This window comes from uncultured Shimia sp., assembly GCF_947498095.1.
GTDB lineage: Bacteria > Pseudomonadota > Alphaproteobacteria > Rhodobacterales > Rhodobacteraceae > Shimia.
In genome coordinates, this window is the sequence record NZ_CANMJE010000001.1 from 605,574 (window position 1) to 619,796 (window position 14,223).

General features: G+C 56.1%; 13 protein-coding genes. 8 read left to right on the plus strand and 5 right to left on the minus strand.

Annotated elements, in window-relative coordinates; all coding sequences use genetic code 11:
- The first annotated feature begins 57 nt into the window (after positions 1–57).
- Positions 58–234: a zinc-finger domain-containing protein gene (locus Q0932_RS02980; RefSeq protein WP_299349566.1), complete on the plus strand. Its 177-nt coding sequence runs from the start codon at positions 58–60 to the stop codon at positions 232–234.
- A 27-nt stretch (positions 235–261) separates the two neighbouring features.
- Here Q0932_RS02980 and Q0932_RS02985 read toward each other — a convergent pair whose 3' ends face one another.
- Positions 262–915 carry a histidine phosphatase family protein gene (locus Q0932_RS02985; RefSeq protein ID WP_299349568.1) on the minus strand — a complete coding sequence of 218 codons (654 nt, stop codon included), beginning with the start codon at positions 913–915 and terminating at the stop codon, positions 262–264.
- Positions 916–1,114: 199 nt separating this feature from the next.
- Here Q0932_RS02985 and fdhF point away from each other — a divergent pair, with 199 nt between their 5' ends.
- Positions 1,115–3,892, plus strand: coding sequence for a formate dehydrogenase subunit alpha (fdhF, locus tag Q0932_RS02990; RefSeq protein WP_299349570.1), 2,778 nt, complete (start codon positions 1,115–1,117; stop codon positions 3,890–3,892).
- An 84-nt stretch (positions 3,893–3,976) separates the two neighbouring features.
- Positions 3,977–5,173 carry a hydantoinase/carbamoylase family amidase gene (locus Q0932_RS02995; RefSeq protein WP_299349572.1) on the plus strand — a complete coding sequence of 399 codons (1,197 nt, stop codon included), beginning with the start codon at positions 3,977–3,979 and terminating at the stop codon, positions 5,171–5,173.
- Here Q0932_RS02995 and Q0932_RS03000 read toward each other — a convergent pair.
- From Q0932_RS03000 to Q0932_RS03015, 4 genes are all read right to left on the minus strand, one after another.
- A complete protein-coding gene (locus Q0932_RS03000; protein WP_299349574.1) occupies positions 5,170–5,397 on the minus strand; it encodes a WGR domain-containing protein in 228 nt (75 codons plus the stop codon). The genes Q0932_RS02995 and Q0932_RS03000 overlap by 4 nt on opposite strands.
- A gap of 316 nt (positions 5,398–5,713) precedes the next feature.
- On the minus strand, positions 5,714–6,112 hold the full coding sequence (locus tag Q0932_RS03005; RefSeq protein ID WP_299349576.1) for an MAPEG family protein: 399 nt from the start codon (positions 6,110–6,112) through the stop codon (positions 5,714–5,716).
- A gap of 97 nt (positions 6,113–6,209) precedes the next feature.
- The gene (locus Q0932_RS03010; RefSeq protein ID WP_299349578.1) at positions 6,210–6,914 is read right to left on the minus strand and encodes a response regulator transcription factor; all 705 of its coding nucleotides are present in this window, start codon (positions 6,912–6,914) and stop codon (positions 6,210–6,212) included.
- 3 nt (positions 6,915–6,917) lie between these two features.
- Positions 6,918–8,852, minus strand: coding sequence for a PAS-domain containing protein (locus tag Q0932_RS03015; protein ID WP_299349580.1), 1,935 nt, complete (start codon positions 8,850–8,852; stop codon positions 6,918–6,920).
- Positions 8,853–9,030: 178 nt separating this feature from the next.
- Between Q0932_RS03015 and Q0932_RS03020 the strand changes: the two genes are divergently transcribed.
- Genes Q0932_RS03020 through Q0932_RS03040 form a run of 5 tightly spaced genes read left to right on the plus strand, consistent with a single transcriptional unit; the run spans position 9,031 to position 14,193 of the window.
- On the plus strand, positions 9,031–11,001 hold the full coding sequence (locus Q0932_RS03020; protein WP_299349581.1) for an AMP-binding protein: 1,971 nt from the start codon (positions 9,031–9,033) through the stop codon (positions 10,999–11,001).
- Positions 10,998–11,813 carry an ABC transporter ATP-binding protein gene (locus Q0932_RS03025; RefSeq protein ID WP_299349582.1) on the plus strand — a complete coding sequence of 272 codons (816 nt, stop codon included), beginning with the start codon at positions 10,998–11,000 and terminating at the stop codon, positions 11,811–11,813. Before Q0932_RS03020 ends, Q0932_RS03025 begins: the two co-directional genes overlap by 4 nt.
- Before the next feature lie 41 nt (positions 11,814–11,854).
- Positions 11,855–12,859, plus strand: a complete 1,005-nt coding sequence (locus Q0932_RS03030; RefSeq protein ID WP_299349584.1) for a branched-chain amino acid ABC transporter permease — start codon at positions 11,855–11,857, stop codon at positions 12,857–12,859.
- A gap of 3 nt (positions 12,860–12,862) precedes the next feature.
- Entirely contained in the window at positions 12,863–13,117 is a 255-nt protein-coding gene (locus Q0932_RS03035; protein ID WP_299349585.1) for a hypothetical protein, read from the plus strand.
- A complete protein-coding gene (locus tag Q0932_RS03040; RefSeq protein ID WP_299349586.1) occupies positions 13,117–14,193 on the plus strand; it encodes a branched-chain amino acid ABC transporter permease in 1,077 nt (358 codons plus the stop codon). Before Q0932_RS03035 ends, Q0932_RS03040 begins: the two co-directional genes overlap by 1 nt.
- Positions 14,194–14,223 lie beyond the last annotated feature (30 nt).

Sequence of the window (14,223 nt, forward strand, 5' to 3'; positions counted from 1 at the left end):
ATACCCAAACATGCCCCGGACAACAACCGGGTCGGCAATCACAAAGGACAAAACGGCATGACGAGTGAAGCGCCTGAAACCAAGATTGTGGACAGCTACAAGATCGCTTGTGATGGCGGTGAAGGTGGGCACCCTCGTGTCTGGCTGCAAATGCCAATGGAGCACGGTTGGGTCGAATGTCCTTATTGCGATTGCAAATTCGTCCACAAAGACCACGCCGACAAAGCGGCGTAGATCAAAACCTCAACAAGCTATTCGGTCTCAAAGGTGCGTCTGTGCGAAATGTCGCTCGGGCGCTTCCAGGTGGGCAACGTTGTTGAATTGAACCAACAGAGGTTGCCCCAGCACCATCTGCCAGCGATGCACGGACGTGTTCATGATCGCAAGACACATCTTGGCCCAGCCCCCCACATCCAGATCAAGCGTCTGACGTAAAACCATGCCAATCAGACCGCCTGACGTTACCACCAGCGCACGCCCATCACCGGCAGCGATTTCTTCCATCACGTCTGAAACGCGCCCATGGAACTGTTGAAAGCTCTCTGGTGCGCCTTCGATGCGGCCTTCCTGCCAGGCTTGAAGCACACGCGGCAAGTGTTCGACAAAACCTTCGCGTTCGGTTGGAATTTGCAGCCCGTGCTGTTCTTCCATCAATTGGGAAAGGTCGAAGTAAGCGATTTCATTCAGACGTGCATCGCGAACCGGCGTGAACGGGGCGCCAATGCCCTCAGCCGTTTCGATGTGGCGCCGCATCGTGCCGGTGTAGACGCGGTGAAACTGATCACTGGTCTGAGAAAAATGCCCACCCAGCCAACGGGCTTGCTGATGCCCCAGATCGGACAGCTTGTCATAGCTTTCCTCGTCCCGCGCCTCGGTATTGGCCTGTCCGTGACGAACCAGAGTGATATGCGGCATGGCTGTGTTCCTTACACCTAATAACGTTGTGATTATGCCAGCCAATGGCGATGGAAAAGGGGTAATTCTCTGTAACGCATCGGAAACCGGTTTTTGCGTTTTGTCACTGGCTTGGCGCAAATTGTCTATGCCCTGTCGGAATGGGCGACTCGTAATTTCCCTTACCCGAGGTAGACTGCCCGCGAACAGGGAGACACCTATGTCCGACAAGATCACTTTCACGCTGGACGGCGAGACCGTCACCGCAAATTCCGGAGAAAGCATCTGGGAGGTCGCCAATGGTCGTGGTCTGGTGATTCCGCATCTTTGCCACAAGCCTGCGCCGGGTTATCGCCCTGACGGCAACTGCCGCGCCTGCATGGTTGAGATTGAAGGTGAGCGCACTTTGGCGGCATCTTGTATCCGTGAGCCCTCCGAAGGCATGGTCGTGACAACCAACTCTGCCCGCGCCCAAGGCGCGCGCAAGATGGTTGTCGAAATGCTGGTTGCCGATCAGCCCGAACGTGACGTGGCTCGTGATAAGTCTTCGCATCTGTGGGACATGGCTGATCTGACCGGTGCAACCGAAAGCCGCTTTCCCAAGGTTGATGAGGGTCGCATTCCGCTTTTGGATTCTTCCCATGTCGCGATGAGCGTCAACCTTGATGCCTGTATTTCTTGCGGGTTGTGCGTGCGCGCCTGTCGCGAAGTTCAGGTCAACGATGTGATCGGCATGGCGGGCCGTGGCCACGATGCCTATCCAACGTTTGATATCGCCGATCCAATGGGCGACTCGACGTGTGTGGCCTGCGGTGAATGCGTTCAGGCCTGTCCGACCGGTGCCCTAATGCCTGCGACCGTGGTGGACGATTACCAGGTTGGTGACAGCGCCGACTATGATAGCGAAACAGAAACCGTCTGTCCGTTCTGCGGCGTTGGCTGCAAGGTCTCGTTGAAGGTCAAGGACGGCAAAGTGAAGTATGTCGAGGGTTTGAATGGTCCGGCTAATGAAAACCGACTTTGCGTCAAAGGTCGTTTCGGATTTGACTATATCCACCACCCCCATCGCCTGACCAAGCCGCTGATCCGCCGCGAGGATGCTCCGGCCAAGGGGCTGAACGTCGATCCCGGTAATCTATCGACCCATTTCCGCGAAGCGACCTGGGAAGAGGCAATGGATTTGGCTGGAAAGGGGCTCGTAAACCTGCGCGAGACCCATGGGGGCCGTTCGGTCTCGGGGTTCGGCTCGGCTAAATGCACCAATGAAGAGGCGTACCTCTTCCAGAAATTCATCCGCCAAGGGTTCAAACACAACAACGTCGATCACTGTACACGGTTGTGTCATGCGTCCTCTGTGTCAGCGCTGATCGAAAACGTCGGATCAGGTGCGGTGACGGCGACCTTTAACGAAATCGAAAATGCTGACGTCGCGATCGTCATCGGGTCGAACCCGATTGAAAACCACCCCGTTGCGGCGACCTATTTTAAGCAGTTTACCAAGCGTGGCGGCAAGCTGATCGTTTGTGATCCACGTGGTGTGGGCCTGCGTCGCTTTGCCGACGAAATGGTGCAATTCCGCCCCGGTGCAGACGTGTCGATGCTGAACGCGATCATGAACGTGATCGTCGAAGAAGGCCTGTACGATCAGACTTATATCGACCAGTTCACCGAGAACTGGGAAGCTGAGAAACAGCACCTCGCGCAATTCACCCCAGAGGCGATGAGCGAGATTTGCGGTGTGTCGCCCGAACAGCTGCGCCGCGTCGCCCGAACCTTTGCCAACGGCAAAGCCGGGCTGATTTTCTGGGGTATGGGCATCAGCCAGCACATCCACGGCACCGACAACTCGCGTTGCCTGATCTCGCTGGCACTGATGACGGGCAATGTCGGAAAACCCGGCGCCGGTCTGCACCCTCTGCGGGGCCAGAACAACGTCCAAGGTGCGTCTGATGCGGGCCTGATCCCAATGTTCCTGCCGGACTATCAATCGGTGACCGATGACGCGATCCGCGAGAAGTTCACCGACGTTTGGGACTCGGACGATTTCAGCAATGAAAAGGGTCTGACCGTCACCGAGATCGTCGATCAGGTCTATGCGGGTAATATCAAGGGCATGTATATTCAGGGCGAAAACCCGGCCATGTCCGACCCCGACGCGGAGCACGCGCGCGAAGCTTTTGCCAAGTTGGAGTTGTTGATCGTTCAGGACATCTTCCTGACCGAAACTGCGAATTTCGCCGACATCATCCTGCCGGCCTCAACGCTCTATGAAAAGAACGGCACGGTCTCGAATACCAACCGTCAGGTGCAACGCGTGCGCCCCGCAGTGGCCCCTCCAGGTGATGCTCGCGAAGATTGGGCGGTCACAGTTGAGTTGGCACAGCGCATCGGATTGAACTGGGATTATACAGACGTGTCTCAGGTCTTTGACGAGATGAAGAAGACCATGAAATCGCTGGATAATATCACTTGGGACAGGCTGAAAACCGAAAGCATCACCTACCCATCTCTGACCCTGACAGACCCCGGTCAGGCGATTGTATTCGGCGACGGCTTCCCACGTCCCGAAGGCCGCGCGCGCTTTACGCCTGCCAGTGTGATCCCGCCTGATGAGGCGCCAGATGCTGACTATCCGATGATCATGACCACTGGTCGCCAGTTGGAACATTGGCACACCGGATCGATGACGCGCCGATCGCTGGTGTTGGATGCGGTTGAGCCGGAAGCCAACTGCTCGTTGAACCCTCGCACCTTGAAATTGATGGGGGTCGAGCCGGGAGACATGGTGCGTCTGACAACGCGTCGTGGTTCCATTGAGATCATGGCCCGCGCGGATCGCGCGATTGCCGAGGATATGGTGTTTGTCCCCTTCGCCTATGTGGAAGCGGCGGCCAATATCCTGACCAATCCAGCGATTGACCCCTACGGAAAAATCCCCGAGTTCAAATTCTCAGCCGTGCGGGTTGAGAAGATCGAAGAACAAGTGGCGGCGGAGTAAGCCGCCGCTTGAGTCACTTTTGGGCTTGAGGTCTGGTGCCTCCAGCGAGAGTATTTCGGGCAATACGAAGCTCGGAGGCTTTCCATGATCAATTCTGACCGCTTTATCACCAGTTTGCATGAATTGCGCCAGTTTGGGGCTGCGGGCATGGGCAAGGGCGTTGTGCGCCCGGCTTACTCGGATGAAGACATCGCCGCGCGCGAATGGCTGATGACCCAGATGCGTGAGGCCGGGCTGACAGTGCATGTCGATCCGGTGGGCTCGGTTTGGGGACTGGCAGAGGGGCCATCCCTTCTGCTGGGGTCTCATAGCGACAGCCAGCCCGAAGGCGGCTGGCTGGACGGGGCGCTGGGCGTCATGTCCGGGCTGGAAATTGCCCGCGCGGTGCAGGAAAGCGGCGGTCCGGCGGTGTCGGTGGTGTCCTTTCAGGATGAAGAGGGGCGCTTTGGCGTGACCACGGGCAGCACGGTCTGGTCAGGTAAGTTGCCCTTGGCGGAAGCTGACAAGTTGACCGACAAATCCGGTGTTACGTTTGCCGAGGCGCGCGTCCGCATGGCGCATCTGGCAGGGGAGTTCGTGGACCCTGCGCAGTTCACCGGCTACATCGAAATGCATATTGAACAAGGGCCATGGTTGGACAAATCGAACGAGGCCATTGGCGTTGTGACTGACATTGTCGGCATCCGTGACATGCGGATCACGTTCACTGGCGAGCAGAACCATGCAGGCACCACGCCGATGCACCTGCGTCGGGATGCCTTTCAGGCGCTGAATGACTTCACCAACCGTATCAACACGGCCTTCGCCGATGTCGTTACACCCGCCACAGTCTGGACCATCGGGCATGTGAGCTTGCATCCAAATGCGTCGTCGATCGTGCCGGGCGCGGTGACATTTTCGATGCAGTGGCGGGACGCAGACAGCGACCGTTTGAGCCGTATGGAAGAGATCATTCGAACCTCGGCAGACACCGTGGCTCAAGAGCGTGAGTTGTCACTAGATTATGGACCCTTGCTGGGTCTTGAGCCTGTCGCGATGAATGATCGGATGCGTGCGGCGCTTGCGGACAGCGCGCGGGCATTGGTCCCTGAAAAGTGGCGCGAAATGCCCTCAGGTGCGTTGCACGATGCAACGAATGTCGCGGTGCATATGCCGGTGGCAATGTTGTTCGTCCCCTCCATAAACGGAGTAAGCCATGCGTTTGGTGAGGACACAGACGAAGCGGACTTGGTCACAGGTCTGAAAGTTCTGGCCGGGGCGGTGGCGCGTCTCAGCAATTAGCCTTGGGCGTAGCCGCGTTTCATGGCCCGGTTGCGGTACACGTCCGCCGCCGTTGAGGCGTCGCGCAAGTTACCGTAGATGTTGATTAATGCGCGACCTTTGCCACCACTGACACCCCATTCCCGCAACACTGAGATCTCGTTGAACAGGTTGTAGGCGATCTCGACGCGGTAATAGCGTCGGCGTCGAGTGCGGGATTGGCGGTAGAGCAGACAGATGGCCATAACCAGACCCTATTGCAGCGTGAATCGCGACGCAACAGGGTCTGAGGCGGTGTGAGCTTTTAGTCCCACAACAAGATGTCAGACGCGCCAGCACCGCGACGCAGGTCGTGAATTTCTGCCAACTCAGGGTTGCCTAACCAGTTCTCAGAAGCGGTTCGATCCTGAAAAACAGAATGACACCGCCGTTAGGAACTTCGGGACTTCCATCAAGCACCGAGATGTTCCAGATTGCCTGTTGTGTAGGTCAAAAAAAAGGCCCCCACAGCCTGTTAAGGAACTGCGGGGGCAGCGGGAGTGAACCTGTCTGGGAGGAGTGTCAGATCACACCCAGAATACGTAATGCCAGCCCCAGTGTTGAGAAGGCCGCCATTGCAAAGACAAGAGTTCGCAGAACCGGAATACCGATGGCATAGACGATGTAGTGGCCGACGATGCCAAAGAAGAAGAACATCGCCAAAGTGCCGGGATAGGTGTCCTCTGGCCGGGTCATCATGGCGATGATGGCAAGAGGCGCAAAGGCGACAAACGCCTCAACGGAAACTTTGTGTGCACGCATCGCGCGCTGAGCCCAGGCTGATTGCGGGATGGCGTTGGGGTCGTAGTTTGCCAACGCTCCCATCAGGCCACGCACCATGATCCGATCCAGAATATATGGCAACCAAGCGACGGCGATCCAAAGCGCGCTGAGGGTTGTGTACTGCTCGAGACTACTCATTGGTATCCTCCCTCGTTTCCAAGGAGAATAACATAATATGGGCCACGTGGCTATATTTTGTGGTTTACCCGGTAAATCGCGGCGAAATGTAGGGGTGTCACGTCCAACTTACATCGCCAAGAAAGATGTAACCGGCACCGTATATCGTTTTGATAAGGCGTGGGTTTTTGGGATCTTCGCGTAATTTAGTGCGTAGGCGCGAAATGCGAACGTCCATGGCGCGGTCAAAGCTTTCCCCGGCGACGCCGCCCAGCATTTCCTGCATGTGGGCGCGGCTGATGAGCCGCTTGGGGCTTTCCAAAAAAAGGCGCAGGACTTCGCCCTCAGCATGGCTGAATGTGGTCTCTTGATGCTCTGTGTCTTCAAGGACATAGCGATCAAAGAACGCGGTCCATCCGTTGAAATGTGCGGTGTTGCCCTGTGACTGTGTTGTTGGCCGGTCTTTGCGTAACCGTGCCCGTACGCGCGCGACAACTTCGGCAGGGTCAAACGGCTTGATGATGTAATCGTCCGCCCCCAGCTCGAGACCGGTGACACGGTCCTGCACCTGTGCACGGCCAGAGATGATGATCACAGCGGCACCTTGTTCCAGCGCCAAGCGATGCACCAACGTCAACCCGTCTTTGTCAGGCAAGCCAAGATCGACAAGACACACATCTGGCGTAGTGGATTTCAATGCGGCCTCAAACTCGGTGGCGCGCCCAAAGCCCAATGTGCGGAACCCGGCGTCTTCGAGCGCGTCGGCGAGCATCGATCGGATCTCGGGTTCGTCGTCGAGAATTGTTACCAGCGGTGCAGTCATGGTTCACCTCGTATGCAAAAAGGTGCCAAGTTGGTCGGCACTGAAGGGTTTCGAAAGCACCGGAGCCCTTGCGGCCCCTTCGATATAAAGCTGGTGCGAACGCGGTAACGAAGTCATGAGGTATGCGGGGACTGAGTCGCCCGGCAAGCCGCTTATTAAGTCCACTCCTGTCTCGTCGCCCTCAAGCGAGATATCTGAGAGGACCATCGAAATATCGGGGACTTCCGCGTGCAGGGTCCGGGCCTCATCCACGCTGGCCGCTTCGATCACGGAATGGCCCATTTCGGTTAACATTTCACGGATGAGCCCGCGCAAGTCAGAATTGTCTTCAACCAGCAGGACCAGTCCCGGCGTATTGTCGAGTGCGGCCAGACGCAGTGGCAGGCGTAAGGTGACGCAACCGCCCTGATCTGTGTTTTCAATACGAACTTCACCACCGGCCAGCTTGGTCATGTCATAGACCATCGCCAACCCCAGTCCTGACCCTTCGCTGCCTTTGGTCGTAAAGAACGGATCCAGCGCATGTTTGAGCGCCTCTTTGGAAAATCCGGATCCCGTGTCGCATACACGAACTTGCAGCCAGGTGTCTTTGACCAGCCGTGCTTCGACCATGATGTCGCCGGCTCTACCACAGGCATCGCGGGCGTTCAGGATAAGGTTCAACAGCGAGTCCTGAAGCATGCCGGGGTCGACCAGCAACGGCGGATCCGGGATCGTGTTGTCGATGCTCAGAGAGATGCCATCAGGAAGGCTCGGGTTGGCCAGTGTGTAGAGATCGGCCAAAAAGCTGCCCATCGCTGTGGCTTGCATTTCCGGTGCGCGGTGTCCGGTCATATCAGCAATGCGGTTAAGCAGAGTACCGCCCCGGTTCGCGGCACCTAGTGTGGCTTCAACCAATTCGGCTGCGTCAGATGGCATGTCCATCTTTTGTAGCTTGCTTTGCATGCCAAGGATGATGGTCAGCAAGTTTGAAAAATCATGCGCCAGACCGCTGGTCATTTGTGCCGCAATTTCACGTCTGCGGGTATGTTGCAGGGCAACACGCGTCTGAGTTTCTTCGGTGATATCCATCGACAAGATATAAACGCCACGCCGCTCTCCAACTTCACTATCGGGGGTAAAGGCCACGCGGATACGTCGGGTACTAAGTTGATCTGTAAACTCAAACACCGACGCCTTGCCGCGGAACGCACCTTGCAGATGTGGCTTGATTGCGATGAACGCCTGCTCGCCCAAGGTCTCGCGAATGTGCTTGCCAACGATATTTGATTGACGACCAGGCATCACCGCCGACAACCGTCGGTTTGAATACGTATAGTGCTGATCTGGCCCGACATGAGCGATGTGGGCAGGCATCATTTCGGCCGTAAGGCGCGTGCGGGCTTCTGAGGCAATCAACTGGCGCTTGGTTTCTTCCAGCGCGGTGACCGTGGCCTCAAGCTTGCGGTTGGTCGCAGAGAGTTCTTCGGAGTATTGCAGCAACTGATCGGACAATTCCTCGGACCGACCACGCAGCAGGCTTTCTTGTCGTTTGGCACTGGTGATGTCGGTATAAACAGCAACCCACCCGCCTTCGGGAAGTGGCGAGCCTTCGACGCTGATCCACCGTCCGTCTGCGCGCTTTCGCTCAAAGTAATGCGCCTCGAATGCCATGGCCCGATCGACGCGATCCTGAACAAAGGCCTCAACCTCGGCTTGAGGCAATTCTCCGTATTCGCCGTTGGCGATCAGAAACCGAATGGTCTCGGCAAAGCTTGCTCCCGGCTCTATCAGAGCATCGGGAATTGAGAACATCTCGCGAAAGCGGGTGTTGGCCACAACCAATTTCAGGTCGCTGTCATAGATCGACAGTGCCTGTTTAATAAGGTTGAGCCCGGCAATGGTCATTGACTGGGCTGAGGCGGAGTTTGCCTCCATAACACGGTCCTCCTTCTTCATGGCTAGCACCGGAATTGCCCTCCGAAAAGGACCAATTGGCAGCTGTTACAATTCGTAAGGATTGGGAAATGTTCACGAAAAAGTTGACGCACAGTCTGAAACCCGCACCTTTGTTGGTGAGGGAATCGTTTCGGCGGTTTGGCCCGCAGGAGAGGCGGGCACAAGGGAGGAAGATAATTTGGTACAGTCGTCACAGGCGACCGGTGGGCTTGTGTCTATTCCGGCGCTTTTGCAACGGAACGCCGTTCTGTTCGCGGAAAAAGCTGCGTATCGTGAGAAAGAGTTCGGGATCTGGCAGAGCTGGACCTGGGCTGAAACCGAGAAAGAGATCGAGGCGCTTGCATTGGGCCTCATCAATCTTGGTGTGAATGAAGGCGATTTTATCGCCATTATCGGACGCAACCGTCCTTACTTCTATTTCGCTATGGTCGCCGCGCAATCGGTTGGGGCCGTGCCGGTGCCTGTCTATAACGACAGCGCAGCGGATGAGATGGAGTATATCCTGGGTCACTGCGGCGCGCGTTTTGCGATCGTTGAAGATCAGGAGCAGGTCGACAAGATCATCGAGATCCAAGAGCATCTGCATCAGTTCGAGCACATGATCTATATCGATCCGCGTGGCATGCGGAAGTATGACCACCACGCTTTGCATGAATACAGCCATGTGCAGGATCAGGGTCGTGCAGCTTATGATGAGTACATCACCGACCTTGTCGAGCGTCGTGAAAAGCTGACGTACGACAGTATCTGCGTGATGCTGTACACGTCAGGAACCACTGGTCGCCCAAAGGGCGTGGTTCTGTCGAACCGCAACGTCATTGAATCCTCAAAGAACTCTTCCGAATTCGACAATCTCACCGCGGACGAAGAAATCCTCTCGTACTTGCCCATGGCTTGGGTCGGTGACTTTATCTTCTCGGTTGGGCAGGCGTATTGGTGCGGGTTCTGTGTGAACTGCCCTGAATCGGCAGAAACCATGATTACCGACCTTCGGGAAATCGGGCCAACGTATTTCTTTGCTCCGCCGCGCGTGTTTGAAACTCAGCTGACCAGCGTCATGATCCGTATGGAAGACGCCGGCAGGATCAAGCGCAGCATGTTTCAGAAATACATGGCGCATGCCAAAAAAGTTGGTGGCGACATTCTTGATGGCAAGCCGGTCAGCGCTGGAGATCGCCTGAAATACTCGATCGGTAACCGTCTGATCTTTGGTCCGCTGAAAGACACGCTTGGCCTTGGCCGGGTACGCGTTGGATACACGGCGGGCGAGGCAATCGGGCCGGAGATTTTCGAATTTTACCGCTCGCTCGGGATCAATCTGAAACAGCTTTATGGCCAGACCGAAGCTACGGTTTTCATCACCGCACAGCCAGATGGCGAAGTGCGGGCCGACACCGTGGGCGTTCCGTCGCCTGACGTCGAGATCAAAATTGCTGACAACGGCGAGATTTTCTATCGCTCGCCGGGCACCTTCGTCGAATACTATAAGAACCCCGAATCCACGGCGTCGACCAAAGATGCCGAGGGTTGGGTCGCCACGGGTGACGCGGGTTTCTTTGACGACAAGAACGGCCACCTGCGCATCATCGACCGTGCCAAGGACGTTGGCAAAATGGCCGACGGCAGCATGTTCGCGCCGAAGTACGTCGAAAACAAACTCAAGTTCTATCCAGATATTCTCGAAGTTGTGCTGTTTGGCGATGGCAAGGACCGTTGCGTCGCGTTCATCAACATTGACCTGACCGCCGTTGGCAACTGGGCCGAACGTAACAACATCGCCTACGCGTCCTATCAAGAGCTTGCCGGACATCCGCGCGTTTTGGACACCATCCAAGAACATGTCGAGACGGTGAACAAATCTGTTGCCGAGGATCCGATGTTGTCAGGCTGTCAGATCCATCGTTTCCTTATTCTACACAAGGAACTGGACGCCGATGACGGCGAAATGACCCGTACGCGTAAAGTGCGTCGTGTGGTTGTCGCCGATAAATTCAACGATCTGGTCGAGGCGCTTTATGACGGCTCGTCCGAGGTCTCGACAGTCACCGAAGTCACTTATGAAGACGGCCGCAAGGGCAGTATCAGCGCCACGCTGGATCTGCGCGACGCCGCAGTCGTGTCAACCGCAGCAAAGGTAGCCGCAGAATGAGCACGCAAGAAAGCTACGTCACCGAAGACGGCCGTACGATCGGCCCGACTGTGATGGAAATGAAGAACATCACGCTGCGTTTTGGCGGTGTAAAGGCGATTACGGATATTTCGTTCGACATCCGCGAGGGCGAAGTTCGCGCCATCATCGGCCCGAACGGCGCCGGGAAGTCGTCGATGCTGAACGTCATCTCGGGCTTCTACGTCCCGCAAGAAGGTGAGGTTTGGTACAAAGGCAAGAAACGCCCGCCAATGAAGCCTTACCAAGTGGCTGAACAGGGCATCGCCCGGACCTTTCAGAACATCGCACTTTTTGAAGGCATGACCGTTCTCGACAACGTTATGACCGGCCGTATTCGCCAGATGAATTCGGGACTTCTGTCTCAGGCGATCTGGCGCGGCAAAGCCGAGAAAGAAGAGATCGAGAACCGCGAAGCGGTGGAAAAGATTATCGACTTTCTTGAGATTCAGGCGATCCGAAAGACACCGGTGGGCCGTTTGCCTTATGGTCTGAAAAAACGGGTCGAGCTGGCCCGCGCGCTGGCCGCCGAACCGTCGATCCTTCTGTTGGATGAACCGATGGCCGGTATGAACGTCGAAGAGAAAGAGGACATGAGCCGCTTTATCCTCGACATGAATGATGAATTTGGCACCACCATCGCCCTGATCGAACACGATATGGGCGTTGTTATGGACCTGAGCGACCGGGTGGTTGTTATGGATTATGGCAAAAAGATCGGTGACGGCACGCCAGACGAAGTGCGTAGCAACCAGGCGGTGATCGACGCCTATCTGGGGGTGGCCCATGACTAAACAACATACTGATAGAAAAGCAGAAAATGGAGGCGTGAGCGATGCCTGAACAACTCGCGTTTGCGATTGAGGTTTTCCTCAACGGCCTGATGTCAGGGGTGCTTTATGCCCTTGTCGCGCTGGGCTTCGTGCTGATCTACAAAGCATCCGGCATCTTTAACTTTGCCCAAGGTGTGATGGCGCTGTTTGCGGCGATGACTCTCGTGGGCATCCAGAACGGACAGGTTCCGTTTTCTCACCTCATCAACGCGATTCTGGGAACGCATATCCACCATTTCGGGTGGCATATTCATTCCGTTCTGGCGATCGCTATGACGGTTCTTGTGATGATTGCCCTGGCTTGGGCCGTACAGAAGTTCGTCTTCCGCTACCTCGTTGGACAAGAGCCGATTATCCTGTTCATGGCGACCATTGGTCTGGCCTATTTCCTCGAAGGGTTTGCCGACCTGATGTGGGGCTCTGAAATCAAGACTCTGGACGTTTGCCTGACTGCCAATGCCTGTCTGCCGCAAGGGATCAACCTTGCCATTGACGAGACCACCTACAATTGGTTCGGCTATGGTTTCTTCATCGACAACCTCGATATCACCGCAACCATCGTTGCCATCATCCTCGTGATCGCGCTGGTGGCGTTCAGCCAATACACCAAACAGGGCCGCGCCATGCGCGCCGTGGCGGATGATCACCAGGCTGCGTTGTCGGTTGGTATCTCGCTGAACTTCATCTGGGTTTTGGTGTGGTCGGTTGCGGGCTTTGTCGCGCTGGTCGCAGGCATTATGTGGGGCGCCAAATCAGGTGTGCAGTTCTCACTGTCACTCATCGCACTTAAGGCCCTGCCGGTTCTGATGCTGGGTGGCTTTACCTCGATCCCCGGCGCCATCGTCGGTGGCCTGATTATCGGTGTCGGTGAAAAACTGTTCGAATTCTGGGTTGGTCCACTCGTGGGTGGCGCGACTGAGAACTGGTTCGCTTACGTGCTGGCACTCGTGTTCCTCGTTTTCCGTCCGCAAGGCCTTTTCGGCGAAAAAATCATCGAGAGGGTGTGACGCGTGACCAAGCTGATTGCCATTTTAAACGTCATCGCGTGGTCGGGATTTTGGGCCTTTGGGTACCTTGCCCTCAGCGCGGATGCCTCGTCGGGTCAAATGACCATTGCCGCCATCCTTGCGGCATTGGGCGCAGCCATTGGCATCTGGGCCTACTTTCAACTGGTTCAGCACTCTGAGCGGACCGGCTATGCCAAGAAACCAAACCGGGCCAACCGGTCCCATCTCGAAGACGACTTCAAAGGGGAGACTGTCTGATGCTCTATCGTGAAGCAGGCGATTTCAAAACATCGTATAGCGCCGACAACCAGACCTTTCCGATCAAGTTTGACCGTCTGGGATATTACACGGCTCTGATCATCGCCTTTCTGGTGATCCCGTTTATTATCAATGACTACTGGGCCAATGCGATCTTTCTGCCGTTCCTGATCTACGCGATCGCCGCGTTGGGTCTGAACATCTTGGTGGGCTATTGCGGGCAGGTGTCACTGGGCACGGGTGGTTTCATGGCTGTGGGGGCTTATGCCTGTTACAAGCTCATGACCTCGATGCCGGAAGTGAACATCTTTTTCCATGTCATCATTTCGGGTGGCATTACCGCAGCGGTCTGCGTGGTTTTCGGCCTGCCGTCTCTGCGGATCAAAGGTTTTTACCTTGCGGTTGCTACGCTGGCAGCACAGTTCTTTCTGGTTTGGCTGTTTAACCGCGTGGCGTGGTTCTACAACTACTCGGCATCTGGTCAGATCAACGCCCCTGAACGAACAGTGTTTGGTATTGAAGTCACCGGCCCAAATACCGAAGCTTGGGCGACTTACCTGTTCTGCCTTGTATTCCTCGTGGCCAGCGCCTTGATCGCACGCAACCTGACGCGCGGCATGGCAGGGCGCAAATGGATGGCGATCCGCGACATGGATATTGCCGCCGAGATCATCGGGGTGAACCCACTGAAAGCTAAGATCAGCGCCTTTGCGGTCTCAGGCTTTTTTGTTGGCATCTCGGGCGCATTGTTCTTTTCAGTCTATCTGGGTGCGGTCGAAGTGGGCGAGGTGTTCGGCATCAACAAGTCGTTCCTTGTGCTCTTCATGATCATCATTGGTGGTCTGGGCTCAATCTTTGGATCTTTTGCAGGGGCCGCATTCCTAGTGTTGCTGCCCGTTGTCCTAAAGGTGGTCGGCGTGGACTGGCTCGGGTGGCCAACAGATATCGTTGCGCACTTGCAGCTTGTGATCGTTGGCGCTTTGATTGTGCTGTTCCTGATACTTGAACCACATGGGCTCGCGCAGTTGTGGCGCGTGACCAAACAGAAACTCCGGCTGTGGCCCTTCCCGCACTAAGGCGGGGCCATGACCAATCCATTCGGGGCT